This is a genomic window from Pseudomonas sp. HAR-UPW-AIA-41 (assembly GCF_002304225.1).
Lineage (GTDB): Bacteria > Pseudomonadota > Gammaproteobacteria > Pseudomonadales > Pseudomonadaceae > Aquipseudomonas.
In genome coordinates this window covers 322,146-344,036 of the sequence record NZ_NSLB01000002.1, presented here as the reverse complement: position 1 = coordinate 344,036, position 21,891 = coordinate 322,146, and the positions used below count along the sequence as shown (strand labels likewise).

At 64.6% G+C, this 21,891-nt stretch carries 17 protein-coding genes and 1 pseudogene; 10 read left to right on the top strand and 8 right to left on the bottom strand.

Annotation, left to right across the window (positions count from 1 at the left end):
- Positions 1 to 5: 5 nt before the first annotated feature.
- Together CK486_RS05845 and metE are read left to right on the top strand one after the other, a co-directional pair.
- Positions 6 to 1,097 (top strand): extracellular solute-binding protein, encoded by a 1,092-nt coding sequence (locus tag CK486_RS05845; RefSeq protein ID WP_095939345.1) that lies wholly within the window; start codon positions 6 to 8, stop codon positions 1,095 to 1,097.
- A 129-nt stretch (positions 1,098 to 1,226) separates the two neighbouring features.
- Positions 1,227 to 3,539, top strand: a complete 2,313-nt coding sequence (metE, locus tag CK486_RS05840; protein ID WP_095939344.1) for a 5-methyltetrahydropteroyltriglutamate--homocysteine S-methyltransferase — start codon at positions 1,227 to 1,229, stop codon at positions 3,537 to 3,539.
- 2 nt (positions 3,540 to 3,541) lie between these two features.
- Here metE and CK486_RS05835 read toward each other — a convergent pair whose 3' ends face one another.
- Positions 3,542 to 3,892: a hypothetical protein gene (locus CK486_RS05835; RefSeq protein WP_095939343.1), complete on the bottom strand. Its 351-nt coding sequence runs from the start codon at positions 3,890 to 3,892 to the stop codon at positions 3,542 to 3,544.
- A gap of 161 nt (positions 3,893 to 4,053) precedes the next feature.
- A complete protein-coding gene (locus CK486_RS05830; RefSeq protein ID WP_095939342.1) occupies positions 4,054 to 5,007 on the bottom strand; it encodes a class I SAM-dependent methyltransferase in 954 nt (317 codons plus the stop codon).
- Between the two features lie 206 nt (positions 5,008 to 5,213).
- Between CK486_RS05830 and CK486_RS05825 the strand changes: the two genes are divergently transcribed.
- Positions 5,214 to 6,233 carry an alpha/beta fold hydrolase gene (locus CK486_RS05825; RefSeq protein WP_095939341.1) on the top strand — a complete coding sequence of 340 codons (1,020 nt, stop codon included), beginning with the start codon at positions 5,214 to 5,216 and terminating at the stop codon, positions 6,231 to 6,233.
- Positions 6,234 to 6,398: 165 nt separating this feature from the next.
- Positions 6,399 to 7,712: a branched-chain amino acid transport system II carrier protein gene (gene brnQ / locus CK486_RS05820; protein WP_095939340.1), complete on the top strand. Its 1,314-nt coding sequence runs from the start codon at positions 6,399 to 6,401 to the stop codon at positions 7,710 to 7,712.
- 206 nt (positions 7,713 to 7,918) lie between these two features.
- Here the strand turns inward: brnQ and glpD are convergent, their stop codons facing one another.
- Together glpD and CK486_RS05810 are read right to left on the bottom strand one after the other, a co-directional pair.
- Positions 7,919 to 9,457 (bottom strand): glycerol-3-phosphate dehydrogenase, encoded by a 1,539-nt coding sequence (glpD, locus tag CK486_RS05815; protein WP_095939339.1) that lies wholly within the window; start codon positions 9,455 to 9,457, stop codon positions 7,919 to 7,921.
- Positions 9,458 to 9,745: 288 nt separating this feature from the next.
- Positions 9,746 to 10,503 (bottom strand): annotated as a pseudogene (locus CK486_RS05810) (DeoR/GlpR family DNA-binding transcription regulator).
- Positions 10,504 to 10,673: 170 nt separating this feature from the next.
- On the opposite strand from CK486_RS05810, the gene ybaK reads away from it, so the two are divergent.
- The 3 genes from ybaK (at position 10,674) to CK486_RS05795 (ending at position 13,484) form a co-directional block, all read left to right on the top strand.
- The gene (gene ybaK / locus CK486_RS05805) at positions 10,674 to 11,144 is read left to right on the top strand and encodes a Cys-tRNA(Pro) deacylase (RefSeq protein ID WP_095939338.1); all 471 of its coding nucleotides are present in this window, start codon (positions 10,674 to 10,676) and stop codon (positions 11,142 to 11,144) included.
- Between the two features lie 62 nt (positions 11,145 to 11,206).
- Positions 11,207 to 12,694, top strand: coding sequence for a glycerol kinase GlpK (gene glpK / locus CK486_RS05800; protein WP_095939337.1), 1,488 nt, complete (start codon positions 11,207 to 11,209; stop codon positions 12,692 to 12,694).
- A 19-nt stretch (positions 12,695 to 12,713) separates the two neighbouring features.
- A complete protein-coding gene (locus CK486_RS05795) occupies positions 12,714 to 13,484 on the top strand; it encodes an ABC transporter substrate-binding protein (protein WP_095939336.1) in 771 nt (256 codons plus the stop codon).
- Here the strand turns inward: CK486_RS05795 and CK486_RS05790 are convergent.
- The gene (locus CK486_RS05790) at positions 13,468 to 14,268 is read right to left on the bottom strand and encodes a type IV pili methyl-accepting chemotaxis transducer N-terminal domain-containing protein (RefSeq protein WP_095939335.1); all 801 of its coding nucleotides are present in this window, start codon (positions 14,266 to 14,268) and stop codon (positions 13,468 to 13,470) included. The two genes, CK486_RS05795 and CK486_RS05790, sit on opposite strands and share 17 nt — an antisense overlap.
- Before the next feature lie 56 nt (positions 14,269 to 14,324).
- Positions 14,325 to 15,608: an alginate export family protein gene (locus CK486_RS05785; protein WP_095939334.1), complete on the bottom strand. Its 1,284-nt coding sequence runs from the start codon at positions 15,606 to 15,608 to the stop codon at positions 14,325 to 14,327.
- A 331-nt stretch (positions 15,609 to 15,939) separates the two neighbouring features.
- Here CK486_RS05785 and CK486_RS05780 point away from each other — a divergent pair, with 331 nt between their 5' ends.
- Positions 15,940 to 16,719 (top strand): PhzF family phenazine biosynthesis protein, encoded by a 780-nt coding sequence (locus tag CK486_RS05780; protein WP_095939333.1) that lies wholly within the window; start codon positions 15,940 to 15,942, stop codon positions 16,717 to 16,719.
- Between the two features lie 25 nt (positions 16,720 to 16,744).
- Here CK486_RS05780 and CK486_RS05775 read toward each other — a convergent pair whose 3' ends face one another.
- Positions 16,745 to 17,857 carry an ABC transporter ATP-binding protein gene (locus CK486_RS05775; protein ID WP_095939332.1) on the bottom strand — a complete coding sequence of 371 codons (1,113 nt, stop codon included), beginning with the start codon at positions 17,855 to 17,857 and terminating at the stop codon, positions 16,745 to 16,747.
- A gap of 2 nt (positions 17,858 to 17,859) precedes the next feature.
- Entirely contained in the window at positions 17,860 to 18,777 is a 918-nt protein-coding gene (gene argF / locus CK486_RS05770) for an ornithine carbamoyltransferase (RefSeq protein ID WP_095939331.1), read from the bottom strand.
- Between the two features lie 281 nt (positions 18,778 to 19,058).
- Here argF and CK486_RS05765 point away from each other — a divergent pair, with 281 nt between their 5' ends.
- Both CK486_RS05765 and CK486_RS05760 read left to right on the top strand, forming a co-directional pair.
- The gene (locus tag CK486_RS05765) at positions 19,059 to 21,167 is read left to right on the top strand and encodes a molybdopterin oxidoreductase family protein (RefSeq protein WP_095939330.1); all 2,109 of its coding nucleotides are present in this window, start codon (positions 19,059 to 19,061) and stop codon (positions 21,165 to 21,167) included.
- The gene (locus tag CK486_RS05760) at positions 21,164 to 21,775 is read left to right on the top strand and encodes a hypothetical protein (protein ID WP_218192093.1); all 612 of its coding nucleotides are present in this window, start codon (positions 21,164 to 21,166) and stop codon (positions 21,773 to 21,775) included. The genes CK486_RS05765 and CK486_RS05760 overlap by 4 nt, the downstream gene beginning before the upstream one ends.
- Positions 21,776 to 21,891: the final 116 nt, after the last annotated feature.

Below are 21,891 nucleotides of genomic sequence, written 5' to 3'. Positions count from 1 at the left end.
CCAGCATGAAACTGCCCGCCTCATGGCTGGCCCTGGCGTTGTCCGTCTGCGCGAGTGCGCTGGCGGCCGAGCCCGCCAAGCAGGTCAACCTCTATATCTGGAACGAGTACCTGGCGCCGGACACCCTGTCATCCTTCGAGCAGAAGACCGGGATCAAGGTGGTGGTCGATCACTTCGACTCGCTGGAAACCGTGGAAACCAAGCTGCTCACCGGCCGCAGCGGCTACGATCTGGTGCTGACCGCCGGCCAGCACCTGCAGCGGGCGATCCAGAGCGGCGCGCTGCGGCCGCTGGACAAGGCCGCGCTGCCTAACTTCGCCGGCATCGGGCCGGAGTTCGCCAGGCACATGGCGGCCTTCGACCCGGGCAACCGCTACGCCGGCATCTACCTGTGGGGCACCACCGGTTTTGGTTACCAGCAGCAGGCCATTGCCAGGCGTATGCCCGAGGCACCGGTGAACAGCTGGGCCATGCTGCTCGATCCGCAGGTGGTGGCGAAGTTCGCCGACTGCGGGGTGAGCTACCTCAACGATCCCAATGAGGTGTTCGCCGCCGCCTTCCGCTACCTGGGGCTGGACATCAATAAGCAGAACCTGGATGACCTGAAAAAGGTCGAGGCACACCTGGCTCAGGTGCGGCCGCATATCCGCTACTTCGACAATGACCGCAACATCGCCGATCTGGCCAACGGCGACACCTGTCTGGCGATGTCGTGGAACGGCAACGTCGGCATCGCCGCCGGCCAGGCCCAGCAGGCCGGCAAGCCCTATTCGCTGAGCTACAGCATCCCGCGCGAAGGGGCGCTGATCTGGTTCGATGCCATGGTCATTCCCAGGGATGCGCCGCATCCCGAGGCGGCGCTGGCGCTGATGGACCACCTGATGACCCCCGAGGTGATCGGAGCCATCACCAACACGGTGTTCTATGCCAATGCGGTACCGGCGGCGGACAAGACGGTCGATCCGGCCATTCTGGCCGACCCCGGCACCTACCCACCGGCTGAGGTGCGCGCCACGCTCTACACCAAGAACGACAACGCCAAGGCGTTCAACCGGGCGCTGACGCGGGCGTTCAGCCGGTTCAAATCAGGGACCTGATGCGAGAAAGGGGCGCCGAAAGGTGCCTCTTGCATGAATTAAACTTGAGTTAATCAAGAATTTATTGAGTTTGTCTCACTTTGTCTGGCTGCCGAGAATGTCGCTATCCACAGACAAGGAGAGACACCCATGGCATTGGCCCACAACCTCGGTTTCCCGCGCATTGGCCGCGACCGCGAATTGAAGAAGGCGCTGGAAGCCTACTGGAAAGGCGAACTGGCCGAGGCCGGTCTGCGCGAGGTGGGCGCCCGCCTGCGCGCCGAGCACTGGCAGCTGCAGAAGGATGCCGGTATCGAACTGCTGCCGGTCGGCGATTTCGCTTGGTACGACCAGGTGCTGACCCACTCGCTGATGTTCGGCGTGATTCCCGAGCGTTTCCGCCCCTATGCCGGCCAGCCGACGCTGGACACCCTGTTCGGCATGGCGCGTGGCGTTTCTGGAAACAAGAGCAGCCACAGCACCTGCTGTGGTGGCGCACATGCGCAAGAGATGACCAAGTGGTTCGACAGCAACTACCACTACCTGGTGCCTGAATTCACCGCCGACCAGCAGTTTGCCCTGAGCTGGGAGCAGCTGTTCGAGGAAGTGGCGGAGGGCAAGGCTCTCGGTCACAACCTCAAGCCGGTGCTGATCGGCCCGCTGACCTACCTGTGGCTGGGCAAGTGCAAGGGTGAAGCCAACAGCTTCGACAAGCTCGACCTGCTGGAGCGCCTGCTGCCGGTCTATGGCGAGATTTTCCAGCGTCTGGCTGCCCAGGGCATCGACTGGGTGCAGATCGACGAGCCTATCCTCGCGCTGGATCTGCCGCAGGACTGGAAGAATGCCTTCGAGCGTGCCTACAACCTGCTGCAGAAGGAGCCGGGCCGGAAGCTGATCGCCACCTACTTCGCGGGTCTGGAAGATAACCTCGGCCTGGCCGCCGGCCTGCCGGTGGACGGTCTGCACATCGATCTGGTGCGCGCGCCCGAGCAGTTCCCGGCCATCCTCGACCGCCTGCCGGCTTACAAGGTGCTGTCGCTGGGCGTGGTCGATGGCCGCAATATCTGGCGCACTGACCTCGCGCAGGCGCTGGAGGTACTGCAGCAGGCCCACGAACGCCTGGGCAGTCGCCTGTGGGTCGCGCCCAGCTCTTCACTCTTGCATGTACCGGTGGACCTGGAGCGCGAAACGGAGCTGGATGCTGAGCTGAAGAGCTGGCTGGCCTTCGCCGTGCAGAAGTGCCGCGAAGTGGCGGTGCTGGCGCTTGCCCTGAATCAGCCGGCCGCAGCCGAAGTTGAGCATGCTCTCGCGTTGAGCCGTGCCGTGCAGGCCAGCCGTGCCGCTTCGCCGCGCATCCACAAGCCGGCGGTGCAGAAACGTCTGGCCGCCGTTACCGCCCGGGACAGTCAGCGCCAGTCTCCGTTCGCCGAGCGTATCGCCAGGCAGCGGGCGCTGCTCAACCTACCGCCATTCCCCACCACCACCATCGGCTCCTTCCCGCAGACCTCGGCCATCCGTCTGGCGCGCCAGGCGTTCAAGGCCGGCAAGCTGTCCCAGGCCGAATACACCGAGGCGATGCACAGCGAGATCCGCCACGCGGTGCAGGTACAGGAGCAACTGGGTCTGGACGTGCTGGTGCATGGCGAGGCCGAGCGCAACGACATGGTCGAGTACTTCGCCGAGCAGCTCGACGGTTATGCCTTCACCCGCTTCGGCTGGGTACAGAGCTACGGCTCGCGCTGTGTGAAACCGGCGATCATCTATGGCGATTTGTCCCGTCCGCAGCCGATGACGGTGGACTGGATCAGCTACGCCCAGCGCTGCACCGACAAGGTGATGAAGGGCATGCTGACCGGACCTGTGACCATGCTGATGTGGTCATTCCCGCGCGCAGATATTTCCCGCGAACAGCAGGCGCGCCAGCTGGCACTGGCCATCCGTGACGAGGTGGTGGATCTGGAAGCGGCCGGCATCAGGATCATCCAGATCGACGAAGCGGCTTTCCGCGAGGGCCTGCCGCTGCGCCGCGCCCAGTGGCAGGGCTATCTGGACTGGGCCACCGAGGCCTTCCGCCTGTGCGCCTCGGGCGTGCGCGACGAGACGCAGATTCACACCCACATGTGCTACAGCGAGTTCAACGACGTGATCGAGTCCATCGCCGCCATGGATGCCGACGTGATCACCATCGAGACCTCGCGTTCGGACATGGAGCTGCTGGATGCCTTCGAGCGCTTCGAGTACCCCAACGAGATCGGCCCGGGCGTCTACGACATCCACTCACCGCGTGTGCCGGACAGTGCCGAGATGGTACGTCTGATGAAAAAGGCTGCCCGTCGGGTGCCTGCCGAGCGCCTGTGGGTCAACCCGGACTGCGGCCTGAAAACCCGTGCCTGGCCGGAGACCGAAGCGGCGCTGGTGAACATGGTGGCGGCGGCCCGTCAGCTGCGCGCTGAGCTGACCTAGGCTCAGGCCGTTTGGCTGGCGAGTTGCTCTTGCAGGTGATCCAGTGCGCGTTCGCCACTCTCGTCAGCCTGGCTGTGCCAGGCTTTTTCCAGGGCCTGGCAGAGTGACTGCAGGGCATTGAGCAGGGACCAGAACTCGGCGGAGTTGCCGGCCATGACGAAGTGCACGGCCGCTTCACGCAGGGCCTGGGCAAAGGCGGGCAGGTCGCCGGCATCGAGGGGTTGCATCAGCTCGGCGTGCACTGCCGGCGGCAGCGCCGGTGTGCCCTGTTCGGCCATGAACTGCTCGGCACGGGTCAGCAGCAGGTCTGACAGGTGTTCGATCCGGTGCGCGTGCTTGCGGTAGAAGTCCATCGTTTTGCCCTGTTACGGTCCGGCGCTGGGCGCCGGCCTGCGGGGTTCGAGTTATTGGCGGCCTAGTGCCGCTCTGCATCCTGTTGCCGTGGTCGGCATCAAGCTGGATTGTGTGATCTGTGTCGCAAAAAATCCAGCGTTGCGCGGCCTTTATTCGCCCTTCAGTCCTGAACGGCTTCCTGCTGGCGAAACAGCAGGACCTTGAGGGCGCTGTCCGGGTGGATGTCGGCGAACTCCGGCGGGTTGTTCAGTCGCTCGATGAAGCGCAGTCCCGGCGCCTCATGGGCCATGCCGTCGATGAGAAAGTCCGGACCGATGTCCGGGTCGTTGACGCAGGCCAGCACGCTGCCGCCGGGGCTGAGCAGTTCGGGCAGGCGGCGCAGGATCTTCTGGTAATCCTGAGTCAGGGCGAAGCTGCCTTTCTGGAAGGTGGGCGGGTCGATGATGATCAGATCAAAGGGGCCGTCCTTGCGCAGCTTGCCCCAGGACTTGAACAGGTCGTGGCCGAGGAAGCTGACCCGGCTGAGGTCCTGCTGGTTCAGCCGGTGGTTGTCGCGGCCACGGCTGAGGGCTGCGCGGGCCATGTCCAGGTTGACCACCCGGCTGGCGCCGCCGGCCAGTGCTGCGACCGAGAAGGCGCAGGTGTAGGCGAACAGGTTCAGCACGCGGAGCCCGCTGGCATTGGCCTGGACCCACTGACGACCCAGGCGCATGTCGAGGAACAGGCCGCTGTTCTGCTTGCTGCCCAGGTCGAGCAGGTAGCGCAGGCCGTTCTCGGTGATCTGCCAGTGCTCTACTGCCTCACCCAGCAGCCATTCGGCACTGTCCTGCTGGCGGTAGCGGTGCTGCAACAGCAGGGTGTGGGCGCTGCTGGCCTGCCAGACCGGCGTTTGCGTCAGCTCCAGCAGCATCTGCCTGAGCGCGGTCAGATCGGCGCTTTCCGGCTCGCGGAACAGCGCCACCAGAACGATGCCCTGCAGCCAGTCCACCGTGATCTGCTCCAGTCCAGGCCACAGCCTGCCACGGCCGTGGAACAGGCGGCGGGTTTCGCCGGGCGGCGAGGCGAGGGCCTGGCTGAGGTGTTGCTGCAGGGTGGTGTAGGCAGTGCTGGACATGGCGGTCGGGTCGACAGGGTTGGGGCGAGGATTCTACTGGGCGAAGGCACGTTGTGCCTGTTGAAACGGGTAGCGGGACAAGGCCTGGGTGAGTCACGACCGTTCGGCGGGCTTCATCAAATTGTCACGGCTTTGTGGCAGCGCAGTGGCGGGCGTTTGGCCAGACTTGCCGCTTGCCGTCATGCTTCGCTCTGGATGGACTCCCCATGCGCTGGTTACTTCCTATCGTCGCCCTGTTGGGCGCGTCGGTGGCTATTGCCGCCACACCCTGTGATACGCGTGCCCCAACAGCCATGGCTGACCTGGGAGAGGTGCGTCTGGCCTACCAGAGTATCGGCCGCGAGAGCGATCCGGCCCTGCTGCTGGTGATGGGCCTGGGCGGGCAACTGATCGACTGGCCTGACGAGGTGCTGGGCAGCCTGTGTCAGGCCGGCTGGCGGGTGATTCGTTTCGATAACCGTGATGTCGGCCTGTCGCGTCTCAAGGGGGAAGAACCTGACGCCAGTCTCACCTATGCGGCCATCCGCTACCGCCTGGGCCTGCCGGTCGAGGCGCCGTATCACCTGCGCGACATGGCGGTCGATGGCCTGCAGCTGATGGATCAGTTGGGTATCGAGCAGTTTCATCTGCTCGGTGCCAGCATGGGCGGGATGATCGCCCAGCACATGGCTGACCTGGCTCCCGAGCGGGTGCGCAGCCTGACGCTGCTGATGACCAGCAGCAGTGCCCAGGGCCTGCCGGCCCCCCGCGCACAGTTGCTGGAGTTGCTGGCGCGGCGTGAAGCGCCCAACCGCCAGGTGGCACTGGAGCAGCAGGCCGATCTGCTGGCCGCTCTGGGCAGTCCGCAGGTGCCGGATGACCGTGCCGCGCTGCTGCGCCAGGCGGCGCGAAGCTATGACCGCGCGCACTATCCGCAGGGCATCCAGCGCCAGTTGCTGGCCGTGCTGGCCGAGCCCAGCCGGGTCGAGTTGCTCAACCGCCTGCGCGTGCCGACTCTGGTGGTGCACGGTACTGCCGATCCCCTGTTGCCGGTGATGCACGGTGTGCACGTGGCGGCGCATATCCGTGGCAGCGAGCTGGTGCTGATTCCCGGGCTGGCCCATCGCTTTCAGAGCGCCTTCAAGCGCCCCCTGCTGCAGGCCGTGCAGGCACACCTGGCAGCCCAGCAGGTGCAGGCCCCGCAACTGGCCGGGCGGTTGGATGGCGAGGCCGTCTGGGTGCAGTAGATAACTGTCTAGTTGGTCAGGATAGTTACGGATTTGCGACATGCGCTTTAGCCTGGCGGACGCGCTTACCGCCGGTACATGCCGGGCGCCGGGCCTTGCAGTAAGGTGGCGGCCTTCGCCGCCGGCTGCGGTCGCCGGCTCCCTCGCTGTCGTGGTAATTCCTCTATGCATCGCCTCAATCGTTTCGATCTGCTCGCCCTGGGCTTCATGACCTTTGCCCTGTTTCTCGGCGCCGGCAACATCATCTTCCCGCCCAGTGCCGGCATGGCTGCCGGCGAGCAGGTCTGGAGTGCCGCGCTGGGCTTTCTGCTGACCGGCGTCGGCCTGCCGCTGCTTACCGTGGTGGCGCTGGCCCGTGTCGGCGGCGGCCTGGACAAACTCACCGCACCGCTGGGCCGCGGTGCCGGGCTGCTGTTCGCGGTGGTGGTCTATCTCGCCATCGGCCCGCTGTTCGCTACGCCGCGTACCGCGGTGGTGGCCTTCGAGATGGGCATGGCGCCCTTCAGTGGCAACAGCCAGCTTGCTCTGGGGCTCTACAGCCTGGGGTATTTCGCCGTGGCGCTGTTTCTCGCGCTGAATCCGGGTCAGTTGGTCGACCGCATCGGCAAGTGGATCACCCCGGTGCTGCTGGCTGCGCTGCTGGTACTGGGCGGTGCGGCCCTGCTCGCGCCGGCCGGAGCGGTGGGGGAGAGTGCTCAGGCCTACCGTGAGGCGCCGCTGCTGCAGGGCTTCCTGCAGGGCTACCTGACCATGGATACCCTCGGCGCCTTGGTGTTCGGCATCGTCATTGCCACCGCCATCCGTGACCGTGGTGTGCGCAACGAGGCGCTGATCACCCGCTATGCCATTAGTGCCGGGTTGATCGCCGCCGTCGGCCTGTCGCTGGTCTATCTCGCGCTGTTCTACCTCGGCGCCACCAGCCAGGGTATTGCCGGTGACGCGCAGAATGGCGTGCAGATTCTCTCCAGCTATGTGCAGCACACCTTCGGCACGGCCGGCAGCCTGCTGCTGGCGGTGGTCATCACCCTGGCCTGCCTGACCACGGCCGTGGGCCTGCTGACGGCCTGTGGCGAGTTCTTCAGCCAGTTGCTGCCGCTGTCCTACCGCACGGTGGTGATCGCGCTGGCACTGTTCAGCCAGCTGGTGGCCAATCAGGGGCTGACCCAGCTGATCAGCGTGTCGGTGCCGGTGCTGGTCGGTATGTATCCGCTGGCCATCGTGCTGGTCGGCCTGAGCCTGGCGAGCAGCCTGTGGTGTGAGCCGCGCCGGGTGTTCATCCCGGTCATGGCGGTGACGCTGCTGTTCGGTGTGTTCGATGGGCTGGCGGCGGCTGGCCTCAAGTCCTGGGTGCCGGCTGCCATCGGCCAGCTGCCGCAGGCCGGCGACAGTCTCGGTTGGCTGCTGCCGGTGAGCTTGACCCTGCTGGTGGTAGTCGTCTTCGATCGGCTGCGCGGGGCTCCCGGACTGCAAGTGGAGTAGCGCTGCAAGCGCTCTTCATGTTGATAAAACGGCCTCCCGAGTGAGGCCGTTTTTTCGCGCTGGCTTGAACCGGCCCTCCCTCTGGCTGAGGCCGTTTGGCGCATAGGGTCGTGCCGATGGTTTCATAGGCACTCGACTGCCTGCGTGGCCAATAGAAAAAAGCCCCGCTCGGGCGGGGCTGAAGGGGACTTGCTCGGGGGCTGCTGTCAGGCCGCGTGGGCGTCCTGAGGGCTGTGCGGGTGTTGCTGCAGGTAGGCGGCTACCTGGCTCTGCTGGGCCGGGGTGAGGAACAGGCCGAGTTTGCTGCGGCGCCAGAGGATGTCTTCGGCGCTCTGTGCCCATTCCTCCTGACACAGGTAATCGACTTCGCGGGCATACAGGCCGCCGCCCAGGTGTTCGCCCAGATCGCTGAGGTGGCGGACGCCTGCCAGCAGGCGCTCGACTCGGCTGCCGTAGCAGGTGCTCCAGCGCCGCGCGAGGCTTTCGGGCAGCCAGCTGTAGGTCTGGCAGAGGCTGTCGGCCAGTGCCTGCACCGATGTCATCTGTTCGCCGCCCGGCAGTGGTGCGCTGGCCGTCCAGCTGCCGCGCATGCCGGGGAAGAAGGGCGCCAGTTGGGCCAGTGCGGCTTCGGCCAGTTTGCGGTAGGTCGTCAGTTTGCCGCCGAACACCGACAGCAGCGGGGCTTCCCCGGCATTGGCGGCCAGCGCCAGGGTGTAGTCGCGGGTGATGGCCGAAGGTTCGTCGGATTCGTCATCGCACAGCGGACGCACGCCGGCATAGGTGTGCAGGATGTCGCTGCGTTGCAGTTGCTGGCGGAAGTGAGCGTTGCTGATCGCCAGCAGGTAGTCGATTTCCTCGTCGCTGATCTTCACCTCGGCCGGGTTGCCCTGGTATTCGCGGTCGGTGGTGCCGATCAGGGTGAAGCGATCCAGATAGGGAATGGCGAAGACGATGCGGCCATCCTCGTTCTGCAGGATGAACGCCTGCTCACCTTCGAACAGGCGCGGCACGATGATGTGGCTGCCCTGGATCAGGCGGATGCCATAGGGCGAGCTTTGCTTGAGGTCCTCGCGGATGAAGCGTGCCACCCAGGGGCCAGCGGCATTGACCAGCGCGCGGGCGCGGATCGACAGCAGGCTGCCATCGGCCCGTTCCAGATGAATGTGCCACAGGCCCTTGCTGCGCCTCGCGCTGACGCAGCGCGTGCGGGTGTGAATGTGTGCGCCATGCTCGCGGGCGCTCATGGCGTTGAGTACCACTAGACGGGCATCGTCGACCCAGCAGTCGGAGTATTCGAAGCCACGGTTGATCTCGCTTCTGAGCGGGCTGTCGGCGCCGAAGCGCATGCCGCGCGAGCCCGGCAGCTTCTCGCGCTTGCCCAGGTGATCGTAGAGGAACAGGCCGGCGCGGATCATCCAAGCCGGGCGCAGGTGCGGGCGATGCGGCAGGATGAAACGCAGTGGTTTGACGATGTGTGGGGCCTTGGCCAGCAGCACCTCGCGTTCGGCCAGGGCTTCGCGCACCAGGCGGAACTCGTAGTGCTCCAGATAGCGCAGGCCGCCATGGATCAGCTTGCTGCTGGCCGAGGAGGTGTGCTGTGCCAGGTCGTCCTTTTCGCAAAGGAACACCGACAGGCCGCGTCCGGCGGCATCGGCCGCGATGCCCACACCATTGATGCCACCGCCGATCACCGCCAGGTCATAGATTTCGCCCAGAGGGGTGTTGAGGGTGGTCTGGCTGTGCATGGCGGAGTCCTCGTTTCGAAATCGATTTTCGAAATAGCTTATCGAAATCGAACTTTAATGTTCACTTTCGAAAATAGTCTAGGCGAAGCTGCGCTGTCTGACCAGTCATCTGGTCGGATTTTCGGTTGGAGGGGGAAGGGTGGCCTCAGAACCTGTTCAAAGTCTCGCGAGCTAGAGCCAGGCAAGGCGAAATTGGGCGAAGAAGCGCAGTTTACGAGCGGTAAATGAGCATTCTGAGCCCGATTTCAACGCAGCCTGGCCGACGGGCAGCAGACTTTGAACAGGTTCTCAGACGATATCGAGACGGATCTTCTGTTGCTGCAGCTGCTGGGCGATGGCCGCCGGCGGGCATGGTCGGTGAACACGCGGTCGACCAGGCTCAGCGAGCCCAGACGCACTACGGCGTTGCGACCGAACTTGCTAGAGTCGACGGCGAGAAACACCTGACGGGCGTTGTCGATGATGGTCTGCGACACGCGCACTTCCTGGAAGTCGAAGTCGAGCAGGCTGCCGTCCTCGTCGATGCCGCTGATGCCGACCAGGGCGAAGTCGACCTTGAACTGCTGGATGAAATCCACGGCCGCCTGGCCGACCACGCCGCCGTCGCTGCGCACCATGCCACCAGCCACCAGTACTTCGAAGTCATCCTTACCAGCCAGGGTGGCGGCCACGTGCAGGTTGTTGGTGATCACCTTGAGGCCGCGGTGGTTGAGCAGGGCGCGGGCGATGGCTTCGGTGGTGGTGCCGATATTGATGAACAGCGAGGCGTGGTCGGGAATGGCCGCCGCCACTGCTTCGGCGATGCGCTGTTTCTCCTCGCGCATCTGCTCGGCGCGCATGCTGTAGGCGGTATTGCGTGTGCTGCTGCCTTCGCTCGCCGCGCCGCCGTGGGTGCGCCGCACCAGACCGAGTTCAGCCAGCTGGTTGATGTCGCGGCGGATGGTCTGCGGGGTGACGGCAAAGGCCTGGGCCAACTCATCGATACTGGCATAGCCGGTTTCATGGATGCGGTCGAGCAACTGCTGCTGGCGCGGCGCTAGAGTCATGCGGACACTCCTTGAGATGGCGGGAGTATACAGGCTGCCGGGGAGAGTTTTTATGCCTTGCCAGGCATGGCTGCCACCCTGTGGGCCGCCTCTGCGCGGCGTTAAAAACTGCGCCCTGCCGTTTTTTCCGTTAAGGTAGCGCATCTTTTCGTTTGTTTTCGGAAACGAACATGACACCGGCTATCGATCTGCTCAAGAAACAGCGCGCGGAACATCGTGTGCACAGCTATCAACACGATCCCAAGGCCCCTTCCTACGGGCTTGAGGCTGCCGAGAAGCTCGGACTGGAGCCGGCACGGGTGTTCAAGACCCTGCTGGCGGCGACCGAGAAGGGGGAACTGCTGGTGGCCGTGGTGCCGGTGGCCGGCAGCCTCGATCTCAAGGCACTGGCCAGCGCGGCCGGGGCCAAGAAGGCCGAGATGGCCGATCCTCAGGCGGCGCAGCGCAGTACCGGTTACCTGCTCGGCGGCATCAGCCCGCTGGGGCAGAAGAAGCGCCTGCGTACCTTTATCGATCAGTCGGCCGGGCAGTGGCCGAGCATCTATGTCAGTGCCGGCCGGCGCGGCCTGGAGGTCGAGCTGAGCGCCAGCGTGCTGTCTGAGCTGACAGCCGGGCAATTTGCCGAGCTGGCCCGCGGCTAATAACCTTCTTTATCCAACCATCAAGCGCGCCCGCATCCGCACGGGCACGTCGGAGCACAACAATGAGTCAGTACCTTCTCGCCATCGACCAGGGCACCACCAGCAGCCGCGCCATTGTCTTCAGCGCCCAGGGGCTGCCGGTGACCAGCGCCCAGCAGGAGTTCAAACAGTATTTCCCCAAGGATGGCTGGGTCGAGCATGACGGCGAGGAGATCTGGCTGACCACCCTCAAGGTCTGTCGCGAAGCCCTGCAGAACAGCGGTCTGCAGGCGTCGGAAATTGCTGCCATCGGTATCACCAACCAGCGTGAAACCACTCTGGTGTGGGATGCCGCGACTGGTACGCCGATCCATCCGGCCATTGTCTGGCAGGACCGTCGTACTGCCGATTACTGCGCCGGGCTGAAGGACAAGGGCCACGAGGCGGCGGTGGCGGCCAAGACCGGTCTGCTGATCGATCCGTATTTCTCGGCCACCAAGATTCGCTGGATTCTCGACACGGTGCCCGGCGCCCGCGAGCGCGCCGAGCGTGGCGAACTGCGTTTCGGCACGGTGGACAGCTTCCTGCTGTGGCGCCTGACCGACGGCCGCTCGTACAAGACCGATGCCACCAATGCCTCGCGTACCCTGCTGTTCAATATCCACAGCCAGCAGTGGGATCAGGAGCTGCTTGACCTGTTCGAGATTCCGCGCAGCCTGCTGCCGGAGGTGCTCGACTGCGCCGCCGACTTCGGCACCACCTCGGCGGAACTGCTTGGTGCGGCAATTCCGGTGTTGGGCATGGCGGGGGACCAACAGGCCGCGCTGATCGGACAGGCCTGCTTCCAGCCCGGCATGGTCAAGAGCACCTACGGCACCGGTTGCTTCATGATCCAGAACACCGGCACCACTCCGGTGGCCTCGCAGCACCGCCTGCTGACCACGGTCGGCTACCGCCTCAACGGTCAGACCACCTACGCGGTGGAGGGCAGCATCTTCGTGGCGGGCGCGGCGGTGCAGTGGCTGCGCGACGGTATCAAGCTGATCAGCCATGCCCGCGATACCGAGGCACTGGCTGAGGCCACGGGCGATGCCTGCGGTGTCTACCTGGTGCCGGCCTTCACCGGTCTCGGCGCACCCTACTGGGACCCTCGCGCGCGTGGCGCGATCTTCGGCCTGACTCGCGACACCGGGATCAAGGAAATCGTTACCGCCGGCCTGCAGTCGGTCTGCTACCAGACCTGCGACCTGCTCGAAGCGATGCGCCAGGACGGCGCGGCCGCGCCCAGCGCGCTGCGGGTGGATGGCGGCATGGTGGTCAATAACTGGGTCATGCAGTTCCTCGCCGATATTCTCGGCGTGCCGGTGGAGCGCCCGGAAGTCACCGAAACCACGGCACTGGGCGTGGCCTACCTGGCTGGCCTGCAGCTGGGGCTATACGCCAGTCTGGATGACATCGCGCGGATGTGGCACCGTGACCGGCGTTTCGAACCGCGCATGGGCGAGGCTCATCGTACCCGCCTCTATGAGGGCTGGCTGGATGCAGTCAAGCGGGTGCGCAGCGAAGGTTGATCACGGCTGAGGGCAGGGAATGCGGAGAGTCAGGCAGGCATGGTTGGGTGTTGCCGCACTGCTGCTGAGCGGGCAGGCGCCGGGGGAAACCCTGGTGATTGCCGGCGACCTCTGGTGCCCGGTCAACTGCGCGCCTGATTCGCCCCGGCCGGGCATCTATGTCGAGCTGGCCCGTGACATCTTTGCCGAGGCCGGCATCAGCGTCGAATACCGTGTGATCAACTGGGCGCGGGCCCTGCATGAAGCGCGGTATGGCTATATCGATGCGGTCATCGGTGCCGCGCGCAGTGATGCACCGGACTTCGTCTTCACTGCTCAGCCGGTCAGCCAGTCACGCAACTGCTTCTACACCGTCCGGGAGAGCCAGTGGCATTTTGATTCCCTGAAGTCCTTGCATACGCAGCGTCTGGCCGTGGTCAACGACTACAGCTACGGCGAGGAGCTGGATGCTTACGTGCAGGCCGAACAGGGCAACCCGCAGCGTCTGCAGGCGTCGGCAGGCCAGCACGCGCTGGCGCTGAACCTGGCCAAACTGCTGGAGGGGCGGGTTGATGTGGTGCTGGAGAACAGCTGGGTGATGCAGGAGTACCTGGCCCGGCGTGGCTACAGCGGCACGGTGCGTCATGCCGGTTGTCAGCAGCCGGATATTCCCATTTACCTGGCGTTCTCTCCGGCCCTGCCGCGCAGTCGCGATTATGTGCAGCTGCTCGATCAGGGGCTGCAGCGTTATCGAGCCGATGGCCGGATGCAAGCTCTGCTCGAGCGCTACGGGGTCAGGGAAGGGCGCTGACCAAGCGACTGGACATCACTCCCTCATAGGCGGTGGTCAGGTCGTTCATCTGCCACAACAGGGTTTCCGTGGTGGTGCTGATGACGGTCGGCACATAGCGCGAGTCGTTGGACAGCTTGAAGCCGGCGCGGGAGAAAGCCCACTGGGCATCGACTTTCTTCAGTGCCTCGGTAATGGCCGGGGTGTTCTCTTCGGCAGTCTGTAGCTGGCCCAGCGCCGTATCGAACTCGGTTACTGCCTGATTGAACTGTTGCTCCAGACCGGCGACGGGGACATGCCAGCTCATGGCCAGGTAAAGCTTGGCAATGCGCTGACTGAGCATGCGTTGCCGGCCGCTGCGGTTCACCAGTTGTGCCGAGCGGCTGCCGGTGTAAGCCTCGATCAGCTTGACCACTTTTTCGCACTGGGCCAGCAGGCGGTCGCTTTGTGCCAGCACTTCGGTCGCGCCTTTTTTGTCCGGGGTTTCCAGCACCAGATTGCGGTACTCGTGCCAGAGATTCTCGACGACCTGCAGTTCGCGGCGAATTTCCTCGCTGGGGGCATATTCGCCGAGTGCCAGGTAGTTGCTTTCGAACTTGGCCAGGCTCTGATCGAGCTGCTGATTGGCCACGTCCGGGCGAACCTGACTGCCAATCATCAGGTAGCTCTTGGCGATGCGCTGGCTGAGCATGCGTTGCATGCCGGACAGGTTCATCGCTTCGGCATCGTTGATTACCGCCCAGCAGGGCAGGCTGCCCAGACTGAGACTGAGGGCAAGCAGGCTGCGTGAGATCAGTTGACGCATGGTGTTCTCCTTGCGGCAACGAGGCTGCCAGGCAACCCCGTGCCTGCTGCTGACACTTAGTAGGTGTACTGCAGTTGCAGCCAGAGCTTGTCGGTGTCGACGTTGGCGACATTGCCGCGCAGCAGTGGCGTGTCGGCGTCGTAGGTGGCGTACTTCACCAGAGCGACCAGACCCGGTACGGCGGGGATGGGGCGGCCGTAGGAAAGGTTGATCTCGTCACCGTAGCTGTCGCTGCCCTGTTCGGCGCTGTAGTCGTGGTACCAGGCCTGGACCTGACCACCCAGCAGGGGCGCGGTGACGCCGACATAGGCGTCCTCGATGCCGTCGGCCGGGGTGGTGAGGAATACGTCAGCCCAGCCCTGGAACAGGTGCTTGGTGGCCAGTGGCGTCTGGAAAGCACGGTTGCCGGCGCCTTCATCACCACCGAGCACCTCGTAGCCGCCCTTGAACACCACGCCCTGCCAGGTGTAACCGAGCTCGGCCAGGTAGTACTCGCTGTCCAGATCCATCGGATTGTCGGCGTAGTCCTGCTGCTGGGCGTATTCGCCGACCAGGCTGAAGGGGCCGATGGCACCGGTGGCGCGCAGGCCATTGGTGCGGCTGGAGAGGCTGCCCAGCGGCGCGGCGGCGGTAGTGGCGATGTTGTCCAGACCCAGCAGGTAGCTGTATCCGGTCAGGGTCAGCTGCGGCGCGCCGCGGCGATCACGCATCAGGATGTACTGGGCATTGAACAGGTGGCTGTGGCCTTCGATATTGGCCGGGTTGGTCTTGTTGTCGAAGCGGTTGTCGTCCGGGCCCCAGATGCTGTTGACGTTGTCGATGTAGCCGTAGGTCAGGGTCATGCCGGTCAGCGGTTTGACCTGGCCGAGCACGCCATCGAATGTCTGCTCGTTCTGGCGCCAGGCCACACCGCCGATGAAGCGCTGGTTGTCCAGCAGGATGCGCTGGCGGCCGGCGACCACGTTGCCTTTCTTGAAGTCATAGCGCATCAGTGCCTGGTTGATCTCGCTGCCGTCCGGGTCGGCGACCACCGAGAAGTCTTTCTGACCATTGCGGGTGCTGTTGTAGGAGGCATCGCCGATGCGGCTGACGTTGTCCGCCTCGACCAGGCCGGAGAGCCCGTACCACTTGCCGCTCTGTACGGTAAGGCGGGTGCGCAGGGTCTGGGCGTTGGCGTTGTTGAGGGCGTTGTCCTGATCGACGTGCTCGTAGCGGTAGCGGGCGTCGACGTTGACCTTGCCGAATTCGACCAGATTGGCCAGCTCTTCGGCGGCCATGGCGCCGCTGCTGAAAGCGCCGCAGACGGCCAGAGAAAGGACGGAGAGAGTGTGAAGACGCATATCGGTATTCCTTGTGCCAAGACGCAAAAAAAAACGCCACGAGCCGCCATCTCTGATCAGAGCGGGCTTCGTGACGTCGTTGTCGGGTTGGCAGACACGCCGTTGTGCTGTCCGGGGCTGGACTAAGCAGAGACTATGCCAGTTACGCTAGTGTCTTGTTTATTAACGAATTGTTGCGGTTTTGCAGTGTCAGGGCAGGTGGCCCGAGGCAGCCATATGCTTTGCCTTTGTGCAGTTGCCTGGCTGTTATGCCCATTTTCGGGTCCGCTGTATGGCAGCTCTCGGGTGTGACTGCGCCATGCTGCATCAGTGAACACTCAGGAGAATCGCCATGCCCCTCGCTTTTCATCAGGTCGACGCGTTCAGTGACCGGCCTTTCGCCGGTAATCCGGCCATGGTCTATCGCCTTGAACAGTGGCTGGATGAGGCGCTGATGCAACGCATCGCTGCCGAGCACAATCTCTCCGAGACGGTTTTCGTGGTGCGCGAGGATGAGCGCTGGCGCATTCGCTGGTTCACGCCCAGTTGCGAAGTGCCGCTGTGCGGTCATGCCACTCTGGCGGCCGCCCATGTGCTGTTCGAGGTGTACGGTGAGCCGACGCCGGTGCTGCAGTTCGACAGTTTGTCCGGGCCGTTGGCGGTTACCCGTCAGGGCGACTGGCTGGAGCTGGATTTCCCGACCCAGGCACCACTGGCGAGGACCGTCGATGCCGAGTTGCAGCAACTGGTCGGGCAGCCGGTACAGGCGGCCTTTACCACCCGCGAGCTGATGGTGGTGCTGGAGTCGGAGGCGGCCGTGCGTGCCTGTCAGCCGGACCTCAACGTTCTGGCGCAGTGGCCGTTTCTCGGGCTGATAGTTACTGCGCCCGGGGAGCAGTATGACTTCGTCTCGCGTTATTTCGCGCCGGCGCTGGGTGTGGACGAGGATCCGGTGACCGGCTCTATCCACTGCAGCCTGATCCCGTACTGGGCCGAGCGTCTGGGCAAAACAGAGCTGGCAGCCTTCCAGTGTTCGAACCGGGGCGGCGAACTGCGCTGCCGTCTGGAGGGCGAGCGGGTGAAGATTGCCGGGCAAGCGCGCCGGGTTGCCAGTGGCGAACTATTGATCTGATCTGGACTGGCTGAGTAGCAGTCGCTCAGGCGTCGCTGCTAAAGCGGCGCACGCCTGATTCGCCCAGAGGCAGGTGCGCGGCCACGCTGCCCTGCGCGGGGAACAGCACCAGGTGGTCGGCCGCCACGCGAATGCCGACTTCTTCGCCGGGCTGATGGTCGGCATGGCTGGGGAAAATGGCTTCCAGCAGTGAACCCGTGGGCAGCTGCAGGCGGTAGAGGGTAGCGGCACCGAGGAAGGTCTTGCCGCTGATGCGCGCCTTGAGCGGGCTGTCTTCGCTGTAGACGATATCGTCCGGGCGCAGCAGAACGTCCACCGCGCTGCCGTTGGCCAGGTTGTAGGCGCGGTTGCCGCGCAGCACGCCCAGTTCGGTCTGCACCGTGTCCGGGCTGAGTACCTGGCCGCGAATGAAGTAACCCTGGCCGATAAAACTGGCCACGAACGGGGTGAGCGGCTCGTGGTACAGGTTGAACGGAGTGTCCCACTGCTGCAGGCGGCCGGCATTGAACACGCCGATATGGTCGCTGACGGCGAAGGCTTCTTCCTGATCGTGGGTCACCAGAATGGCGCTGGTGCCGCGGGCCTTGAGGATCTCGCGAACCTCCTGGCTCAGGCGGCGGCGCAGTTCGCCATCGAGGTTGGAGAAGGGCTCATCCAGCAGCAGAAGCGCCGGTTGCGGGGCCAGGGCGCGGGCCAGAGCCACACGCTGCTGCTGGCCACCGGACAGCTCATGGGGAAAGCGTTTGGCCAGCGCGCCCAGCTTGACCAGATCGAGCAGCTCGGCGGTGATCCGCGCGGCATTTGGATCGCGGTGGATACCGAAGGCGACGTTGTCTTCCACTGACAGGTGGGGGAACAGCGCGTAATCCTGAAACACCATGCCGATGCGGCGTTTCTCCGGAGCCAGGGTAAAACCGGCCCTGGAGATCACTTCGCCATTGAGCTCGATAGAGCCAGCCTGAACGGGTTCGAAGCCGGCAATGGCGCGCAGGGTAGTGGTCTTGCCGCAGCCCGACGGGCCGAGCAGGCAACCGATATCGCCCTGCTTGAGGTGCAGATTGAGTTCCTGCACCACCTTCTGTTCCTGATAGCCGCAGACCAGGTCACGCAGCAGCAACAGCGGGGCAGTCTGATTCATGTTCAGACCCGGTGGGCGTGTTCGACGAGCAGTTCGAGCAGGGCCTTCTGTGCGTGCAGGCGGTTCTCCGCCTGATCCCAGGCCAGCGAGCGCGGGTCGTCCAGCAGGTCGTGGCTGATTTCCTCGCCGCGGTGGGCCGGCAGGCAGTGCAGGAAGATCACCGACGGATCGGCGGAATCCAGCAGCTCACGGGTCACCTGGTAGGGCGCAAAGGCTTTCTGGCGGATGGCCATTTCCTCTTCCTGGCCCATGGAAGCCCAGACGTCGGTGCTGACCAGATGGGCGCCGCGCACGGCTTCCAGCGGGTCGCGGATGATCTGCGCGCGATCACCGGCCAGCGCGAGGAACTCGGCCTTGGGCTCGTAGCCTTCCGGGCAGGCGATATTGAGCTGGAAGTCGAACTGCACGGCGGCTTCCAGATAGGTGTTGCACATGTTGTTGCCATCACCGACCCAGGCCACCGTCTTGCCGGCAATATTGCCGCGCGCCTCGCGGAAGGTCTGCATGTCGGCCAGCAGCTGGCAGGGATGCAGATCGTCCGACAGGCCGTTGATCACCGGCACGGTCGAGTGCGCGGCAAAATCGGTCAGGGTGCTGTGGGCGTAGGTGCGGATCATCACCGCATCGAGCATGCGCGACATGACGATGGCGGTGTCGCTGATCGGCTCGCCACGGCCCAGCTGGGTGTCGCGCGGCGAGAGGAAAATGGCCTGACCGCCGAGCTGGATCATACCGGCCTCGAAGGACAGGCGGGTGCGGGTCGAGGCTTTCTCGAAGATCATGCCCAGCACGCGGTTCTTCAGCGGCTCCAGCAGCACGCCCTTGTTGCGCAGGTCTTTCAGCTCGATGCCGCGGCGGATCAGGGCCACCAGTTCCTGGGGGCTGAAATCCGTCAACGAGAGAAAATGCCTAACACTCATGGTCGTACCTTAACTACTGGAGGGAGCGGCCGGGGGTTCGGTTTTGCGGGGAAAACGGCGGAACCCGCGGCACAAGCCGCGCGGTGGCGACAAACAGGAAGGCCGGAATCTTATAAGGAAATGACGCGGCGGCGCAAATCAGGCACCGGCCGCCCATCGACCGGCCTGATGATGGGGGATTCAGCTGTCACGATAGGCTGGTCAGCAGAGCCAGGGCTTTTTAGATTGGCGGGCATGGACTGACCCGACCGGTCGTCTCGCCTACAAAAATGAGGTTAGCCATGAGCAAGACCCAGCATCACCGTGCCTGCCACCTGTGCGAGGCCATCTGCGGCCTGACCATCGAGACCGCCCCGGATGAGCAGGGCGGCGTGCAGATCCTGTCGATCAAGGGCGATACCCAGGACAGCTTCAGCCGCGGCCATATCTGCCCGAAGGCGGTCGCCCTGCAGGATATCCAGAATGACCCGGACCGCCTGCGCCAGCCCATGCGCCGGATCGGCAGCGAGTGGCAGGCCATCGGCTGGGACGAAGCTTTTGAACTGGTTGCCGAACGCCTGAGTTCGATTCGGGCGGCCCATGGGCAGAACGCCGTGGCGGTGTATCAGGGCAATCCCAGCGTGCACAACTACGGGCTGATGACCCACAGCAACTACTTCCTCGGCTTGCTGAAGACGCGCAACCGCTTCTCGGCCACCTCGGTGGACCAGCTGCCGCATCACCTGACCAGCCTGCAGATGTATGGCCATGGTCTGCTGATTCCGATCCCGGACATCGACCATACCGATTTCATGCTGATCCTCGGCGGCAACCCGCTGGCCTCCAATGGCAGCATCATGACCGTGCCGGACGTGGAGAAGCGCCTCAAGGCCATCCAGAAGCGCGGCGGCAGGCTGGTGGTGGTCGATCCCCGGCGCAGCGAGACGGCGGCCATTGCCGATCAGCACCTTTTCATCCGTCCCGGGCAGGACGCCGCGCTGCTGCTGGGGCTGCTCAATACCCTGCTGGAGGAAAACCTTGGTCGCGCCACTCACCTGCCGGTGGTGGGGCTGGACGAAGTGCGCGCGGCCATCGCGCCGTTCACGGCTGAAGCCATGGCGCTGCGCTGCGGTATCGACGCCAGCGCCATCCGCCAGCTGGCGCGGGAGTTCGCCGCCGCCGACAAGGCGGTCTGTTACGGACGCATGGGCGTGTCCACACAGGCCTTCGGCACCCTGTGCCAGTGGCTGGTGCAGCTGATCAATCTGGTCACCGGCAACCTCGACCGCGAAGGCGGCGTGCTCTGCACCTCGCCGGCGGTGGATCTGGTGGCGGCTACCTCCGGTGGCAGTTTCAACCGTTGGCAGAGCCGCGTGTCCGGCCTGCCGGAGTACGGCGGCGAACTGCCGGTCGCGGCGCTGGCCGAGGAAATGCTCACGCCCGGTGAAGGGCAGGTGCGCGCGCTGGTCACGGTGGCCGGCAACCCGGTGCTGTCCACACCCAATGGCCGGCAGCTGGAGCAGGCGCTGGAGGGGCTGGAGTTCATGGTTTCGGTGGACCTGTACATCAACGAGACCACCCGCTACGCCGACCTGATCCTGCCGCCGACCGCGCCGCTGGAGCATGATCACTACGACACCACCTTCAACGTCTTTGCCGTGCGCAATGTCACCCGCTTCAACGAGGCGGTGCTGCCCAAGCCGGAGGGCGTGCTGCATGACTGGGAAATCTTCATCGGTCTGGCCAAGGCCTTTGCCGCCCGCACCGGTGTGGAACTGAAACCGACCATGGCACCGCAACAGATGATCGACATGGGCCTGCGCTTTGGCCCCTATGGCGACAAGAGCGAGCACAAGCTCAGTCTGGCGGCACTGCGCGATGCCCCTCACGGTATCGATCTCGGCCCGCTCAGGCCCAACCTGGCCGCTCGCCTGAAAACCGCCGACAAGCAGGTGCAGGCCGCTCCGGCGCTGCTGCTGGGCGATCTGTCGCGCTTTGCGGCCCAGCCGCAGCCGGCCGGTGGCGAACTGCTGCTGATCGGCCGTCGCCATGTGCGCAGCAACAACTCCTGGATGCACAACTACCACCGTCTGGTGAAGGGCAAGCCCCGTCACCAGCTGTTGATGCACCCGGACGACCTGGCCGCCCGTGGCCTGGACGATGGTCAGCGGGTGCAGGTGCGCTCGCGGGTTGGCAGCGTGGAAGTGGAGGTGGCCGGCAGTGACGAGGTGATGCGTGGGGTGGTCAGTCTGCCCCATGGCTGGGGGCACAACCGGGCCGGGGTGCGGATGGCCATTGCCAGCGCGCAACCCGGTGCCAGTGCCAACGATCTGACCGACGAGCGCTTTCTGGATGAGCTGTCCGGCAATGCCGCACTCAATGGCGTACCTGTGGAGGTGACCAGCCTGTGAAACACTTCAATCGAGCCGCGCTGTTGACCGTCAGCCTGAGCCTGTTGCCCTTGAGCCTGACGGCGGCGGGTGAGGCCATGAAGGTCGGGGCGGACAGCTTCCGCTGTATCCGTGAGATGACTCCGGTGCGGCATTTCTATGTCGACAACCTGCTGGGCAACCTCGAAGGCACTCTGGCGGCGGCCAATGCACCCAAGGGGGCGATCTACCCGCCGGGCTCGGTGGTGCAGCTGGTGCCCAGTGAGGTCATGGTCAAGCGCGAGGCCGGCTTCAGCCCGGCTACCGGTGACTGGGAGTTCTTCGAGCTGGATGTCAGCGAGAAGGGTTCCACTGTGCGCGCACGGGGTTTTGCCGAGGTCAACAACCGCTTCGGCGGCAACTGCTTTGCCTGCCATGCCCCGGCGCGCCAGCCCTGGGATTTTGTCTGCGAAACGGGGCATGGCTGCGAATCCATCCCGGTGACCCGCAAGATGATCGGCGCCCTGCAACGTTCCGATCCGCGCTGCGGGGAGGAAGTGCTGGAGGAGGGCGACAGCTGGGCGCTGTTCAAGCTCAACACCCTGGTGCTGCTGGGCAAGACCAAGGCGGCCATCACCGGCTGGTTCTAGGAACCTGTCCAGAGTCTGCTGCGCGTCGGTTCTGCTGCGTTAAAAGCAGGTTCGGAATGCTCATTTACCGCTCGTAAACTCGGCTCTGGCTCCTGCTTCGCTCTAACGCCTACATC

Excerpts from the sequence above, each read along its gene's own strand:
- CK486_RS05845 (WP_095939345.1), top strand. The coding sequence starts at position 6 with ATGAAACTGCCCGCCTCATGGCTGGCCCTGGCGTTGTCCGTCTGCGCG.
- metE (WP_095939344.1), top strand. The coding sequence starts at position 1,227 with ATGGCATTGGCCCACAACCTCGGTTTCCCGCGCATTGGCCGCGACCGC.
- CK486_RS05835 (WP_095939343.1), bottom strand. The coding sequence starts at position 3,892 with ATGGACTTCTACCGCAAGCACGCGCACCGGATCGAACACCTGTCAGAC.
- CK486_RS05830 (WP_095939342.1), bottom strand. The coding sequence starts at position 5,007 with ATGTCCAGCACTGCCTACACCACCCTGCAGCAACACCTCAGCCAGGCC.
- CK486_RS05825 (WP_095939341.1), top strand. The coding sequence starts at position 5,214 with ATGCGCTGGTTACTTCCTATCGTCGCCCTGTTGGGCGCGTCGGTGGCT.
- brnQ (WP_095939340.1), top strand. The coding sequence starts at position 6,399 with ATGCATCGCCTCAATCGTTTCGATCTGCTCGCCCTGGGCTTCATGACC.
- glpD (WP_095939339.1), bottom strand. The coding sequence starts at position 9,457 with ATGCACAGCCAGACCACCCTCAACACCCCTCTGGGCGAAATCTATGAC.
- ybaK (WP_095939338.1), top strand. The coding sequence starts at position 10,674 with ATGACACCGGCTATCGATCTGCTCAAGAAACAGCGCGCGGAACATCGT.
- glpK (WP_095939337.1), top strand. The coding sequence starts at position 11,207 with ATGAGTCAGTACCTTCTCGCCATCGACCAGGGCACCACCAGCAGCCGC.
- CK486_RS05795 (WP_095939336.1), top strand. The coding sequence starts at position 12,714 with ATGCGGAGAGTCAGGCAGGCATGGTTGGGTGTTGCCGCACTGCTGCTG.
- CK486_RS05790 (WP_095939335.1), bottom strand. The coding sequence starts at position 14,268 with ATGCGTCAACTGATCTCACGCAGCCTGCTTGCCCTCAGTCTCAGTCTG.
- CK486_RS05785 (WP_095939334.1), bottom strand. The coding sequence starts at position 15,608 with ATGCGTCTTCACACTCTCTCCGTCCTTTCTCTGGCCGTCTGCGGCGCT.
- CK486_RS05780 (WP_095939333.1), top strand. The coding sequence starts at position 15,940 with ATGCCCCTCGCTTTTCATCAGGTCGACGCGTTCAGTGACCGGCCTTTC.
- CK486_RS05775 (WP_095939332.1), bottom strand. The coding sequence starts at position 17,857 with ATGAATCAGACTGCCCCGCTGTTGCTGCTGCGTGACCTGGTCTGCGGC.
- argF (WP_095939331.1), bottom strand. The coding sequence starts at position 18,777 with ATGAGTGTTAGGCATTTTCTCTCGTTGACGGATTTCAGCCCCCAGGAA.
- CK486_RS05765 (WP_095939330.1), top strand. The coding sequence starts at position 19,059 with ATGAGCAAGACCCAGCATCACCGTGCCTGCCACCTGTGCGAGGCCATC.